Consider the following 14,673-nt stretch of genomic DNA (forward strand, 5'->3'; position numbering starts at 1 on the left):
GGGGCCAAATCTTTAGGGGATCGTATACACTGCGATCTCCCGCTCAATGCCGCGCAGCGAAACCTCGTGGGGCACGGGCGTCAGCGCGTTCCTGTGCAACAGATCGGCGGTGAGATTGTCGTCGACCACCGCACGAGTGGCGAAGATCGCCTGTGCGTTTGCAAGGTTCTGGACCCGCGAAGCAATGTTGACCGTCTGGCCGAAATAGTCCTGCCGCTCGTTCATAGACACCGCGATGCAGGGGCCGGCATGGACTCCGATCTTGAGCAGCAGATCCTCGCGCCCGCTCTTGTCGTTGAGCGCACGCATGGCATCGCGCATCCTGAGGGCCGCAGCAATCGCACGATCAGGTGTCGCGAAGGTCGCCATCACCGCATCACCGATCGTCTTCACCACCGCGCCTGCCTCCGCCGCGACGATCTCGTGCAGAACCTGGAAATGCACGCGCACGAGATCGAAGGCTGAAAGGTCGCCCACCCGCTCGTAAAGCTCGGTCGATCCGCGCAGGTCGGTGAACAGGAAGGTCAGGCTGGTGATCTTCAGGCGCTGGTCGATGTCGAGTGTATCCGTGCGATAGAGATCGCGGAACGTCTGGTTGGTGAGCAGGCGCTTGGCGGTCAGGAAGGGCCGGCGTTTGCCCAGGAAATCATGCAATAGCTGGCCGGCGATGAAGACCGTCGGCAGCACGCGGGCGTCGGTCCTGTTCTCCAGCGAAATGCGCAACGGGCCGGGTTGCATCTCCAGCGTCTGGTTCTGGACATGGTCGCGGTCGAAGACCAAAGAGAGGCTTCGGCGCTCTTTTGTTGGTTCGCCCTTCCCGTCGATGAACTGCGCTGAATGGGTGACCGGCTCGAAGACGATGATGAATTCGGACGGAAGCTGTATGGGCAGAACCGCCTTTTCACCGGGGGCAAGCTCGATATCCTCCAGCGAGAACGCTTCCATCTTTTTCGCGAAATCCTCTTCCGGCAGATCGACGCCGGACGCCCAGTAGATCTGGCGGAAATATTCCACAACCGGCAGTTCGTGCGGATTGTGTGCGGCAATCCTGCGCACGCGGGGACTGACGGTGAATGTCACCTCGACCATCTCGTCAAGGGTCGGCGAATAGCCCTCGGAGCACAGCGCGCAGGTGTATTCGTCCTTCTGCAGGGTTTTCAGCGTGGCGTTGGTGTCGAGCACGCCGCCACAGCCGGGGCACAGAACATTCCAGGAAATGTCGAAGATGCCCACCCGCGCTGCATGGAGAAAGGCGCTTATGACGCGTTCCTCGTCGAGGCCATGCTTGCTGGCGAAGGTTGGCGCATTGATGCGGCAAAGTTCGCGGTCCTTGCCCTCCGCGATGGTTCGCTTGATCGCGTCGATTGCCTGTGGATCGACATCGGTCGATTGCCGCAGAAGCGAGAACAGATCCTGAGATTCGTTCATCGTGCAGGCTCCGGAAAATGCGCCCCCGAGGCGTCTGGGCTGGACCAGATCTTTGGTCCGAGTGCTCCATCTTACTTCGAAACGGACCGTACGGCCATTCGAATGGCCAAGCCTGGTGACAGTTCAATTTCCATTCGGCGGATTTTCACCGACCGCAAGCGGCACTATGATGGTCCATGGGGCCATTCATCGTTGGGGCTTTCTCCCATGCCGACATCCGACAACCCGCCATTTCCCGCGGCCCTGCGCCTTTTCTCTGGGGCGGTCATCATCGTCCTGATCGTAGGCGCCGGCCTGTTTTCCGCGCCTGTGCTGGTCAAGCCGCGCTGGCCTTGGGCCGTCACGCCGTTCAATGCCCGCTTCCTCGGCGGCTTCTACACCGCCGAAATGGTCGTGATGGCGGCGCTGCTGGTCTGGAATCGCTGGTCGCCCGGCAGGCTCGTGCTCGTCATGGCCTTCATCTTCACCCTCATCGTGTCGGTGGCCTCGTTCATCAACCTCGGCTATTTCAACTTCGAGCGCAAAGCGCCCTGGCTCTGGTTTTTGGTCTATCTTGCTTCGGTCGCGGTATCCTGGCTGTTCCTGTGGCGGGCCAGGGCCCGTCCTTCTGTAAAAGGCGTGACCTTGAATCCCGCATGGCGAGGCTACATGCCGGTGGAATCGGCGATCCTTGGGCTCTATGGCGTCGGCCTGTTGCTGTTTCCCCTGACATTCGGCAGCATCTGGCCATGGCCGATCGATGCCTTCCACGCTCAGGTCTACAGCGCCATCTTCCTCGCCGGTGCGGGCGGCATATATCTCGTCTGGAGAAGCGCGCCGCGCGAGGAACTGCTGGTGCTCGGCTTGGCGCAGTTCCTGATTGGCCTGCTTGCCATCCTTGGCATCGTCATCACCGACGCTGCGGTGCACCGGATCGACTGGACGGCGACCGGGACATTGTCCTGGCTCACCCTTTTCGGCTGGATCGGCGTCAGCGGCGTCTTCAAACTCTACGCCGCCTCCCGGTATTTTAGCTCGCAATCGGCATCATAGGTTGCAGAGACGGCTGGATTTTCAGGTGACGTCCGGTGCATCGTGCCGGGTCGATTGCCATCGCCGGAAAACGCCATGACCAGCACGACCTCGCTATCCTCCGAGAAAATCCAGCCGCAGCTCCGGTCCGTCCGGCCAAGCGATGCGGAGGCGCTTTGCGCTATCTTCAACATGCCGGGCTTCCGCTGGGGCACGCTGAGGATGCCCTTCGAGATGGTGGAGCAGGTGGAGCGGCGCATCGCCAAGTCCGGCCAGGAAACCACTTGGATCGTTGCCGAGTTGGACGGCAAGGTCGTCGGCCATGGCAGCCTGGTCGTGCAGAGTTCGCCGCGCCGTTCGCATGTAGGCGAGATCAATATCGGCCTTGACGATGCGTTTGTCGGCAAGGGTATCGGCTCTGCCATACTTGGCGCGCTGCTTGACGTGGCCGACAACTGGCGCGCCCTGAAGCGGGTCGAATTGACCGTCTTTGCCGACAACGAACCGGCCGTCCGTCTCTACACAAGCCACGGCTTCGAGGTCGAAGGCCGGCATGTGAAGGCCGGTTTTACCGATGGGCAATACCACGACCTCCTGAGCATGGCCCGGCTGCGGTTCTGAGAGCCGCTGTTTGGCCTTAGCTGTTTAGCCAATCTAACAATTCGTGCCGAGTCGGCGACAGCGATTGCTCAAGGAGAACTCCGTTGGATACGGTCAATTTCGTCTCACACCATCTTGATCGAGTTGACAATCTATGTGTGGGCTATGTGTGGGCCGGCCGAAAGTCTGGTCTCCCTTGGCGTTTGCACCGCAAGCGGCTAGACGGGAGCAATGACCGCCGTCTTTGACCCAACCACTACGCCTCCGGTGGAAATTCTGACTGTGCTGTCGCTGCTCTGCCCGGAAGTCGCGCGTGACATCGAGCAGAACTGGAATGCACCGGTTTCCGATTACGCCCGCCATCTGTGGCGGCCGGTGGCAAGGCCTGCATCGGGCCCGGCGATCGCTGCCCGCTCGATCCTGCGCGAAGTCCTGCATCAGCGCCTTGGTGCGATCATGCAGCCTGAAGAGATCGGCAAGGCCCTCGACGAATTCGAGCACAGACCGGTGATTCAGTCCGGCCTGCACTGCCTGCTTCTGATGGACCGGACCACCTTCGATGCCCTCCTGCTTGCCTGGCTCGGCGCGGTCGAAAACGGGCTGTCGGCCTTCTTCGGCTTCATGGGAACGACGATGACCATGGAGACAATTGGCCGGGAGGGGCCGGGATGGCTCGATGTCGGAGACGACAAGATCAACCTGTTTGGCATGGGGCGCCACAAACTGTGCCGCAAAAGCGCCTGCGTGGCCGGTCCCGTCACCCTCAACAAGCGCGCGCTCGAAGCGGTGGGCGACGAAACGGATGCCAGCCGCTGGCTGGGCACACTGCTTGCCAGCCAGGACAAGGTTTTTGGAACCGCCGCCGATGCGCTGACAGCCCTCAACGAGGATCTGGTCGCCGATTGGGATCGTTCCGGCATGGCCCTGCCGGTTTTCATCGACGATCGGCTCGCCGCGGCTGCCGTGGCGCGGCATCTAGAATATGACGGCAGCCTTCTTTCCAGGCTGCTCATTGAGCCCGCAAGGCGCCAGCGTCTCGAATTTGCCTTGCAAGAGGCCGCATCGAGCCCATTTGGCACATTCCTGCCCAATGCCACGGCCTATTTCTGGGGCATCCGCGAGGAGCGTGTGCGAAAGCTCGTCCTCGAGAACGGGCACCTGATCGAGCCTGGCAGGCCGCATGGTCTTTCCATCCCGTTCGAGCGGCCGCATCTCAAGCAGGCGCTGCTGGACGGCGTGCTGCTGCCGAACTTGTTCCTGATGTTCCTCGTCCTTGCCATATTGCCGCGCGTGCGGGTTGTGGGCGGCCTGAGACAGATTGGCTATGTAGCGCTTTTCCACTCGATCCTGCTGGCTGTGCTAGACGAAACCGCGCCGGAAGAGCGCGATCTGGCTGCGGAGCTGCAGGTTCGGGAAAATGCCTGGGGCATGCGGGTCATCGATGAAAAGATCTCGGTCCGCGAGCAGCTTGCCGGCCTGCCGGAAGGGGCACTCTTCCCCGACCTGCTCCGGCAATACCGTTTGCGGACATTTGCCGAGACGACCGACGACCTGAAACTGGTTCGCGAAAACGCCCGATGGCGCAAGATCGGCCAGGCAGAGATCAAGGCGACCTGAGCCTCACTTCAGGCCTTAGTTCAGGTTGATTTTCTAGAGCGGTTCACGTTTCACGGAAACGCAGAACCGCTCTATCTCTTTGTTTGACGCAATTCCTGACGGAAAACGGTACGCACTTTCCCTGGAATTGCTCTAGTGCGCAACCGCAAGCGACGGCGATCTATCGGTGAGCCTCCGGCGTCTGATCCGGCCGCATAGGCCACACCTGTCATTGCACGACACCGGCCTTGCGGAGCCCATCCACCACGTGTTCGAAATCGGCAGGGTTCTTGTAGGGCAACACTTTGCGACGGTATTCCAGCGAATAGTCGGGATTGACGCGAAGCACCTCCTGCCATGCCGCGCGGGCCTCGGCGAAACGGCCCAGATGGCCGTAGCTGGCGGCCAGAAGCGCGCGCGAGACGTCGGTGACAGCGTTGCGAGCCAGCCGTTGCATCAAGAGGTCAACGGCCTCTTCGTACCTCCCTAGCTGAAACGAGGCCAAAGCCTGGAAGTGCAGAAGCACATCCGGAAAGTATGGATTCAAAGCCTTCCCCCGGCCGAAACTCTCGAGGGCTTCCTCGGATCTGCCCGAATAGTACAGCGCCTCGCCGAGGGCGACGTGCCCTTCAGCGAAGTTCGGATTGAGGACTATCGCGCGCTCGGCCTCATTGATGGCCCCATCGTGCCGTCGTGAGTACAGCTTGACGATAGCCAGCGCCCAGTGCGCCCAGGGATCGCTGCCATCCAGCGTTACCGCTCGCGTTGCGACCTCTTCCGCTTGCGCCATCGATTCTGGCGGCGACGCACTCCACCTGTTCAGGTAATCGAGTCCGTGCGTGAGGGCGAGGAACGCGTGGGCAGAGGCAAACATCGGGTCCAGTTCGATGGCACGTTGCAAGAGGTTGCGGGCTGCGATGTTCGTCTCCTTCGTCAGCCGGTGCCACAGCTCCCGGCCCCGCAGGAAACAGTCATATGCCTCCGTGTTGCGCGGGTGCTCGGGCGCCAGCCGCTGACGATCACCCTCAGTCAGATTGAGCGCCAGCGCATCGACGATCTGCTGCGTCACGTCGTCCTGCACGGCGAATATGTCGGTCAGGTCGCGATCGAACCGCTCCGCCCAAAGATGGCCGCCCGAGGTTGCATCGATGAGCTGCGCGGTGATGCGTACCCGGTTCCCCGACTTGCGTACGCTGCCCTCAAGTACATGCCGCACGCCGAGCTTCGTGCCCACCTCCTGCACATGGACGTTCTGGCCCTTGAAAGTGAACGACGAATTGCGTGCTATGACGAAGAGCTGCGACAGTTTGGACAGCGCCGTGATGATATCTTCAGAGATGCCGTCGGCGAAGTAGTCCTGTTCGGCGTCACCGCTCATGTTGGCGAACGGCAAGACGGCGATCGACAGCTTTGGCGGCGCTGCCGCCGGCCGGCTCGGCGCGGTTTCCCTTGTCGCGGCCGCCTTGGTCCCGGCGCTGCCGACTTGCAGGGAATAGACCCGGATCGGCTCGGCGATGTTCTTGAGCTGCGTGGGGCCGAGATCGCTGACCGAAAGGTCGAGCCTCGTCTTAACCTGGCGATAGGCGTCCTCGGACAGGCAGATGGCGCCGGGCGCCGCGACGCCCTCCAGACGCGAGGCGATGTTGACGCCGTCGCCCATCAGATCGCCGTCGCTTTCTTCGACCACGTCGCCCAAATGAATACCGATCCGGAACTCGATGCGGCGGTCCTGCGGCACGCCGGCATTGCGCTCGACCATGCCATTCTGCACTTCGAGGGCGCAGCGCACGGCGTCTACCACACTGCGGAACTCGACCAGTGCGCCATCGCCTGTGCGCTTGATCACGCGTCCGTTGTGGACAGCGATGGTCGGGTCAATCAGGTCGCTGCGCAGTGCCCGTAACCTGGCCAAAGTACGATCTTCGTCAGCGCCGGCCAGCCGGCTGTACCCGACCACGTCGGCGGCCAGGATCGCGGCTAGCTTGCGGTTCTCGCTCACAGGGCCATCTCCTCGTCTCCACAATAGCAGGAAGACGGAGGGTAAGAGGGAACTTTCGCAAACGACGGCCACGCAGCCGCCCGAATCGGCAGCGCTCTGCCACCGGACCCACACGGATTGCTCGATGCCCATTTGCGCTGCCGCTTGCCGGTCGACGGCTATCGGTGCATCCTTGTTAATAGCCTGCCGTGAAGTGCGTGGCGAGATCACGGCGTCACGGCCTCTAGTGAGGTCTTGTTCGATGGACTGCTCGGGCTGCGGTTTCGAGGTTGAGGGCGGTTATGCCTTCTGTCCGAGGTGTGGCAGGCGCCAGCCCGTGCCATGCGTCAGTTGCGGCTACCCCTGCGCACCTGATTTCGAGTTCTGTCCGAAATGTGGGGCAAGCGTCGGTGCGCCCGCAAAAGCCGTTGAACGGCCTGCTCCGACGCCAAACCGGACCATTGTGCCGCCTTCTCGGACTCCGTCGCTGCTTCCGAATATCGAAAGCGAAGATGGGCTGCACCCCGTCTCCGACGCCGATCGACGGACGGTCACGGTCCTGTTCGCAGACCTTTGCGGCTTCACGACACTCAGCGAGCAGCTCGACCCCGAGGTCATGCAAGCGCTGCAGAACCAACTGTTCAAGGAATTGACGGCGGCCGTGCGAAACTTTGGTGGTTTCGTCGACAAATTCATCGGCGATGCACTGCTCGCTTTGTTCGGTGCGCCGGTCGCGCATGAGGACGATCCGGAACGTGCGCTTCGCGCCGCTCTCGACATGATCGCCCGGACGGCGCGGCTCGGCGAAAGCACCCCCCACTCCGGCTCGCCTCTGTTACTCCACATCGGCATAAACACTGGTCCGGTCGTTACTGGCGGATTGGGCATCGGCACCGCCAAATCGTATTCGGTGACCGGCGACACAGTGAATACGGCGCAACGCCTGCAATCGCTGGCCGCACCGGGTGAGGTGCTGGTAGGCGAGCTCACTCACAGGCTGACCCGGCATGCCTTCTCCTACGAATCGCTCGGTGATGTCGTGTTTCGCGGCAAGGCTGGCAGTGTGCTCGTCCATCGACTGGATGCACCGCTCGCGACGCCGCGTGCAGCGCGTGGGCTTGAGGCGCTCGGCCTCAGTGCGCCGATAATAGGTCGTGGTGCGGAGCTCAATAGAATGATGGCGAGCCTTGACCAGGCATGCAGCGGCTCGGCCCAACTTGTCCGCCTCGTCGGAGAAGCCGGTATCGGGAAATCGCGGCTGGTGAAGGAGTTCGTCGCCCGAGTCAGCGACGAGGATCGTTTTCGCAACGTCGCCGTGCGGCTGGCCACGTGCTCACCGCTGGGCGAACAATCATTTGGCGCCTTGGGCGCAGTGGTGCGCAGCGCTGCCGGGATGATGCAAAACGACAGTGGGGACGAAGTGCGGGGGAAGCTCGCAGGCTTGCTTACCGATCTCGGCCTGCAGGGCGAGGAGGCGAAGCGACTGATGCCTTTGCTCTACCATGTGCTCGGCCTTGGCGACCCCGATGCCACCTTGCAGCATGTCGAGCCCGAGCAGCTGCGGCGGCAAATTCTCTACGCAGTCCGCACAATCATCGAACGGCGGCTTGCGCTGTCGCCGCTGTTGATTGTCGTCGAAGACCTGCACTGGGCCGACGCCGTGTCGCTCGAGGCACTACGTTTCGTGATGGACAGGTTGGAACGCACGCGGTTGATGTTGCTGGTCACGCATCGTCCGGCGCGGGACAACGGCCAGCTCGACTCAAGTCGGGTCAGTCACACAGCGCTCAGGATTTCGCCGCTCAACAATGATGACGGACGCAGCCTGCTGGCGGCGCTTTTCGGCGAGAGCTGGGTTAACTCCGCAGGAGGGCTTCTCGACCAGATCCTTGAGCGCGCGGACGGCAACCCCCTTTTTGTAGAGGAGATCGTCCGCGGCCTTATCGATCGCGGTGTACTGATGCGCGAGGGCCAGCGATGGCGGACTGTGGCAGGCGAAGTCGCAACCGGCATTCCCGCCACTATCCAGGCAATGTTGCTTGCTCGCGTCGACCGGCTGCCCCAAGAGGTGCGCCGGCTGGCCCAGGAAGCCGCGGTAATCGGCCCGCGCTTCGATGTCACACTTCTGAAAGCCGTGACAGCCGACCCCGGCCGGCTAGAAGCCGGCTGCGAACTGCTTTGCGATGCGGAAATCATCGAGGAAGTTGCCGGATCAGGCTCGGTCTCGTCGCAAAGCTACCGCTTTACGCAAACATTGCTGCAGGACGTGATCTACCAGAATATGCTCCTGCAACGCCGGACCGACATCCACGGGCGGGTCGGTGCTGCCTTGGAGCAAGTGTGCGGCGGCAAGCCGGAACGGCTCGAGGATTTGACCGTGCTCGGTCATCATTTCGCACAGAGCGCCGAGCGGGAGAGGGGCGCGCATTATCTGCAGGCGGCGGGCGATCGCGCTCGCATGATATACGCCAACGACGACGCCCTTCGTTTCTACGAGCGAGCACTGACTGCGTTGGGCGCGATCGGGCAAACACCGCTCAAACTGGCAATTGCAGAGCGCATTGCCGATTTGAGCGGCCCGATAGGCCGCCGCGAGATCGCGCACCACCATTACGAGACCGTGTTGCAGGCATACCGCGAGTCAGCCAATCGTGTGGCATCGGCGCGAGTTTTGCGTAAGATCGGTCGGCTGCTCTGGGACGTCGGCCGGCGGGACAACGCAGAATCCCGCTATGCTGAAGCGGCAGCGCTTCTCGATGGAGCGGATGCCCCGATCGAGCAGGCGCATCTCTGGCAAGAACGTGGCCGACAGGCGTTCCGTAGCGGAGATCACGCTCTCGCGGCAAAATGGGCAGACGCGGCGCTGGATTGCGTGCGCTCTCTGACAACGGAGCATCTCTCCGAGATAGGGTGTGATGCCACTCTTGTGACCGCCGAGGCACTTAATACCAAGGCTGTTGCGTTGGCTCGCCTTGGGCGAAACCGTGAAGCCGTGCGTCAGGTTGAGCATAGCATTGAATTGGCCGAAGCCGCCGGTCTACTGGGCGCGGCCTGCCGCGGCTACACCAATCTCGGCGTGCTTTACACAACCATCGATCCGGCACAGGCAATGGATGTCTGTCGGCGCGGTCTTGAAGTGGCGCGCCATATTGGTGACTTGGGTTTCCAAGCGCGCCTCCTCGCCAATCTGGCGGTCGCTTGTTGTACTTTCACGGATCGCTGTCCAACGGAGGGTGTGCCTGCTGCCGAGAAGGCCATCGAGATCGACCGGGCGCTCGACCAGCGCGAGCACCTGCCGGTGCCGTTGATCGTGCTTGCGCAGATCCACCAGTGCCACGGCCGTCCGGAACTGGCGGTTGGCTTGTTCCACGAAGCACTGGACGTAGCCCGCGAAACGGGCGAGCCCCAACTGCTGTTTCCGTGCTATGATGGTCTGGCAACGCTTAACCTCGACCTCGACAATCTGGCCGAGGCCGAACGCTGCTTTTCCTTGGCGCAGGGTATATGCGCCCAGCACGGGCTCGACCCGGAAGCGCTTGTGGTGCTGCCTTTTCTCGATTAGCCGGGTTGGAGGTTGGAAATGTCCGCGCGTAGCGACTTGGTACCGCTTCAACCGGGCGACCGTGCGCCGAACGTGGTACTCGACGCCATTACCCAGGAAGGCAAGATCGCGCTTGACGACTTTCGCGGACAAAAACCGGTGCTGGTCGGCCTGTTTCGAGGTCTGCATTGTGCGTTTTGCCGGCGCCATATCGCCGCCCAGGCGCGGCTTGATCCGGAGCTGCGCGAAAAGGGCGTGGAGAGCCTGACGGTGGTCAACACGCCGATCGAACGAGCGCGTCTCTATTTCCGTTACCACCCGATGCCGAATCTGCTTGCGGCCTCCGACCCTGAACGCGCTTCACATCGTGCTTTTGGACTCCCCAATCTCGAATTCACCGAAAACGAGACGAACTGGCCGTACAAGGTCTCGATGGCAGCGGTAAAGGATATGCGGGTCGACATACCAAGCGAGTTGCCCGGTCCTATGGATCCTATTGCGGCCGGCGAGATCCTCGACAAGAGGGACCATTACGAACTGACCGAAGCCGACGAGCAGATGATGGCAACGGGACACGGACAACTGGTCGGTCAGTTCCTGCTGGACCGGCAGGGGATCGTCCGCTGGAGCTTCACGGAGGTTCCAGAGGGTGGGCGATACATGTTTGGGGCGCCAAACCCGCAGGAGCTGATGTCAGCGGTGTCCCAAGTCGCCCAATAGGGTTTGCGAACGAGGTAAACGGGCGGGACACTGACAAGTTCACCGTTTCATTTCAGCACGGCCTCGACCCTCGCAACAAAGTCATCGAGCGAGCGATCCCCGCGAATCTCGATGCGCGGAAGGTCGATGGGATCGCAATCGAGGTCCGCCGGGCCGTGTCTGCCGCCGAAGCCGATCCGATAGCCGCACTCCTTGGCCAGCCTGCCAAGCCGTCGGTCGGTGACAGAAAAGGGTGCCGCGAACGCCGTGGTTAGCCGACCGGTCCACCGTTCGATGAACATACGAGAGCGAAGCAGCTCGCTGGCCAAGTCAGAGCTCGACAGACCATCTATCGCGCGATGCGTCGCCAGATGGCTTCCGAAGAATGCACCTTCGGCAGCGAGGCGTCGCACCGTCCCGGCGTCCATAAGCTGCGTTGGCGGACCGCTGTCGGCGTCCCACAGTGCACTTTCACCCACCAGGTCCGTCACCAGGAACACTTCCGCGGTCAGGTCGTTCGCGCGCAAGATCGGCCAGGCATGGTCGGCAAAGTTCTGGAAGCCGTCGTCGAAGGTGATGAGCACTGGGCGGCCAATGAAAGGTTGACGGTTGGCGATGAACCATTCCAGCTGCTCGGACCTAATCGCGTGAAAGCCATTGGCGCGCAGCCATGCCATCTGGCTTTGGAATGCGGCGGGCGTGAGCCGAAAACGGGCGAGCGCGGCCGGCCCTTCATCGGAGACGCTGTGATACATGAGGACAGGGATATGCTGCCGCCGCTCGCTACGCGCAACGTCGCGGCGCAAGGCCCGCGCCCCGCCCCAGACGATATTTCGCGCGACCCCGATTTCAAGGGGAGCGCGGATTGGCACTTGATCAATCATGGGTTCCGTCGCCACGTCGTCCGGTGACAGGCGGCGGAAGCGGTCTATGCGATAGAGCTCGGTCTGGATCGATTGATCGAGGACGAGGCCTTCGGTCCCGGCCAGCGTCTCTGAGATCGCTTGTGCACCGAATGTGTTCCAGTCGAAGCCGGTCCTTTCAACATTGTCCCGTAACACGAATGCGTGTGCGTTGATGAAACTGCCGCCAGGCGCCAATGCCTCAACGATTTTTTTGGCGATGCGCCGCAACTCGGCGAGATCATCCAGATAGTAGAGCACTTCCGAACAGACGATCAGGTCCATCTCACCGGGCAGCGTGTCCGCGCAGAAATCCAGTACGCCGAACTCAACATTCGGCTGATCGCTGCATCGCGCGCGCGCTCGCCCGATGGCTACGGCGGAGATGTCAGTTGCCGTCAAATGGCCCACTCGCGGCGCCAGCTGCCGCGTGAAGTGCCCCTCCGCGCAGGCCAGCTCAAGCGCCCGTCCGATCGGACCGGCAGGCAGAATTTCGAGCTGCCGCTCATATTTTTCCTGCTCATAGGACGAACCGTAGTTCCAGGGATCCTCGGTCGCGAAACGGCGATTCCAGAACGACGTGCGATCATTGTCGTGCCCATCCGCGGCCGATGCGCGGCGTGGCGCTGCAAGCGGCTCTGTCGCTTCGGCGCTCGACCGAACCAGCCGCCGCGCTTCCGCGGCCAACCGCGCGAGTTTGCCGAAGTGGCTGTCCCGATCAGACCGACGTCCCGCGATGGACAACAATGCCTCGGTTGCAAACATGTTTGACTTGTCGGCACCGGCGCCCTGTTGCGGGGCATGTACAGGCGATGGCCTCGCAAGTCGCGCGGCACTGTGTATAAGCCGCTCAGGGGGCACGAAATTCCGGATCAATTCAATCCAATGGCGCCTTGTCACTTTCCCGAGTACGCCGAACTGCACGACAGCCTCGATCTGGCCATCCATCATCAGATAGGCATAAATTTGATCGATTCCTTCCGGAAGTTCGATCGAGGTCGGATTTCGAATATCGACGCGAATTCCAAGCGTCCGCGCCAGCCTGCGCGGCGCGGCAAGATCGTCGAAGTCGAGAAGCATTTCCTCAAGCTGATACTGGACGCGGCGACCCGCGACGGGATCGTCCCAGACTTTGCCGAGTTCGATGATCAACTCGGTGAGGGGGCCGCCGAACCTGTCCCACCTGGCAGCCAATTGCGCTGGCACCGACAGGCTTCCTACCATAAGGCCATCGAAGGCCACCTTGGCGATCTCAGGGGCCCACTTACGTCCTGCCGGGAGCGCGCGCAGGGTCCGCGGGCTGATCGAGCGGCGGCCGCTGCCGCAATCCGACGCGGCGTTCCACAACGCGAACCACGCGAGTGCTTCGGAAGCGGTGCGGCCGTTCGCCTCGATCGCTCCATTGGCGTGTGCCGAAGCTGGCTGTTTGACCCTGGGATCAGGAGAAAAGCCGCGGGCGATCACGATTTCCGCATCGGCCAGCGTCTGCGTCGAATTGCGGGTGAGCGATTTGGGGCTGGTCCGATAAAAAGCGAGCGGCTCGTCGACCATCACCCAACGTTTGCCTAGACGTGCAAGGCGCTGCCACAGATCCCAGTCCTCGCAGGTGCGCAGCGAAACATCGAAGCCGCCCAACTCGACAATTGTCTTCCGGTCGACGAGCAGCGCGTGAGTGCGGATCGCGCACCGGCGCGCGAATGTTTCGAAGGGCTGGATCGCAACCTCCGTCGGGATGCTCGACGGGGTGAGTTCGCCATCGGGCATCACGCGCCGGGAACCGCAATAGGCGGCGACCGCATCGGGCGCGTGTTCAAGTGCGGCGAGCATTTTCGCAAGGAAGCTGGCGTCCACCCAATCGTCCGCATCCAGGAACATGAGCCAGCGTCCGCGCGCTGTCGAAATCCCGCTATTGCGCGCGCCGGCGGCGCTATACGCGCAAGAACTCAGCGTCCGAAACCGGGCATCGCGCTCCACATAACCGGCGACAATCGCGGCGGTGGCGTCCGTGGAGGCGTCGTCGACGACGATCGCCTCCCAGTCCATTATTTCCTGATCGAGAAGGCAATCGAGTGCGCGCGCCAGCGTTACCTCCGCGTCGTGCGCAGGAACCACGATTGAAACCAAGGGATCATGCACCACGCCGTCTTACCCGTGCCTGGTTTGAAGGTAGAACAAGAGTCCCGAAACATAGCCGGCGATTTCCTGCCAAAGGGAACGGTCATCAGGGACGCTGCGTCCAAACAGTCTCCTGCGAACTCTTCCGAGCCGCCGCGACGCCGCCATTTGGCTGCAGAGCGAGCTTGCTCCTGTTGTGCTACCGATGCTGGAAGCCTGGCGCAGCATTCGCATCCGTGCCGCCGAGTTTGGGCGCCAGCTGTCGCAGATGCACGTCAAAGCCAAGCATGCCGCATACTCATGTCGATCCCCGGAGTCGGCACCATGACCACAAGCTGCGGTCCCTGGCACCGTATGAGTGCAACAGCTACGGCAGACTGACGTCTTTTGCAATCGGGGGCACCGTAAATGCAAGCCCACTGAAGCTTTGGTGTTGAATGACTGCCGTTATTGGGACAATTGCTCCCCTCCTGTCGACCGAAACGCCTCGATTCCGAGGTGCATTCTCGAACAGCCATTCTCCGTGCGAAAGAAGAACTCCCTTCTACCGTTGGGCCCGCATCGGAAGCGGATCGTCGCAGTATACAGCCGGGTGCGAGACAGTATGTGCGCCGCATGTGCGCCGCCAGACCAGCTAATTTAGATACTTCTAATGTGTCTGCGCTACTTAATTGCGCTCCAGTAGCTATAGCCGGACATTGTATTACTCATTTCGATAGTAGATTGCGTCCAATGGTCGATCAGATTAGCCGGTTATGGCTGCTATCACAAAGAGATGCGAGAGCGACACCAATCGGAACTCG

8 protein-coding genes and 1 pseudogene are annotated in these 14,673 nt (G+C 61.8%); 6 read left to right on the top strand and 3 right to left on the bottom strand.

All coding sequences use genetic code 11. The features are described from left to right. Positions 1-12: 12 nt before the first annotated feature. Complete coding sequence (locus ACWTU8_RS15960; protein WP_455848902.1) at positions 13-1,428, bottom strand: DUF5939 domain-containing protein; 1,416 nt, start codon at positions 1,426-1,428, stop codon at positions 13-15. A gap of 207 nt (positions 1,429-1,635) precedes the next feature. On the opposite strand from ACWTU8_RS15960, the gene ACWTU8_RS15965 reads away from it, so the two are divergent. From ACWTU8_RS15965 to ACWTU8_RS15975, 3 genes are all read left to right on the top strand, one after another. Then, on the top strand, positions 1,636-2,460 hold the full coding sequence (locus tag ACWTU8_RS15965; RefSeq protein WP_455848903.1) for a hypothetical protein: 825 nt from the start codon (positions 1,636-1,638) through the stop codon (positions 2,458-2,460). 75 nt (positions 2,461-2,535) lie between these two features. After that, a complete protein-coding gene (locus tag ACWTU8_RS15970) occupies positions 2,536-3,060 on the top strand; it encodes a GNAT family N-acetyltransferase (RefSeq protein WP_455848904.1) in 525 nt (174 codons plus the stop codon). A 210-nt stretch (positions 3,061-3,270) separates the two neighbouring features. Next, complete coding sequence (locus ACWTU8_RS15975; RefSeq protein ID WP_455848905.1) at positions 3,271-4,656, top strand: hypothetical protein; 1,386 nt, start codon at positions 3,271-3,273, stop codon at positions 4,654-4,656. Positions 4,657-4,864: 208 nt separating this feature from the next. Here ACWTU8_RS15975 and ACWTU8_RS15980 read toward each other — a convergent pair whose 3' ends face one another. Beyond that, entirely contained in the window at positions 4,865-6,634 is a 1,770-nt protein-coding gene (locus tag ACWTU8_RS15980) for an adenylate/guanylate cyclase domain-containing protein (RefSeq protein WP_455848906.1), read from the bottom strand. 241 nt (positions 6,635-6,875) lie between these two features. On the opposite strand from ACWTU8_RS15980, the gene ACWTU8_RS15985 reads away from it, so the two are divergent. Beyond that, positions 6,876-10,175, top strand: a complete 3,300-nt coding sequence (locus ACWTU8_RS15985; RefSeq protein WP_455848907.1) for an ATP-binding protein — start codon at positions 6,876-6,878, stop codon at positions 10,173-10,175. 18 nt (positions 10,176-10,193) lie between these two features. Beyond that, complete coding sequence (locus ACWTU8_RS15990) at positions 10,194-10,874, top strand: peroxiredoxin-like family protein (protein WP_095495752.1); 681 nt, start codon at positions 10,194-10,196, stop codon at positions 10,872-10,874. Positions 10,875-10,921: 47 nt separating this feature from the next. Here ACWTU8_RS15990 and ACWTU8_RS15995 read toward each other — a convergent pair whose 3' ends face one another. Further along, the gene (locus ACWTU8_RS15995) at positions 10,922-13,894 is read right to left on the bottom strand and encodes a glycosyltransferase (RefSeq protein ID WP_455848908.1); all 2,973 of its coding nucleotides are present in this window, start codon (positions 13,892-13,894) and stop codon (positions 10,922-10,924) included. Between the two features lie 160 nt (positions 13,895-14,054). On the opposite strand from ACWTU8_RS15995, the pseudogene ACWTU8_RS16000 reads away from it, so the two are divergent. Further along, positions 14,055-14,206 (top strand): annotated as a pseudogene (locus ACWTU8_RS16000) (IS110 family transposase); the annotation flags it as partial. Positions 14,207-14,673 lie beyond the last annotated feature (467 nt).

This window comes from Mesorhizobium sp. BHbdii, from assembly GCF_053848045.1.

Bases quoted from the DNA above. Each gene is read 5' to 3' on its own strand.
- ACWTU8_RS15960 (WP_455848902.1), bottom strand. From the start codon at position 1,428: ATGAACGAATCTCAGGATCTGTTCTCGCTTCTGCGGCAATCGACCGAT.
- ACWTU8_RS15990 (WP_095495752.1), top strand. From the start codon at position 10,194: ATGTCCGCGCGTAGCGACTTGGTACCGCTTCAACCGGGCGACCGTGCG.
- ACWTU8_RS15985 (WP_455848907.1), top strand. From the start codon at position 6,876: ATGGACTGCTCGGGCTGCGGTTTCGAGGTTGAGGGCGGTTATGCCTTC.
- ACWTU8_RS15970 (WP_455848904.1), top strand. From the start codon at position 2,536: ATGACCAGCACGACCTCGCTATCCTCCGAGAAAATCCAGCCGCAGCTC.
- ACWTU8_RS15975 (WP_455848905.1), top strand. From the start codon at position 3,271: ATGACCGCCGTCTTTGACCCAACCACTACGCCTCCGGTGGAAATTCTG.
- ACWTU8_RS15965 (WP_455848903.1), top strand. From the start codon at position 1,636: ATGCCGACATCCGACAACCCGCCATTTCCCGCGGCCCTGCGCCTTTTC.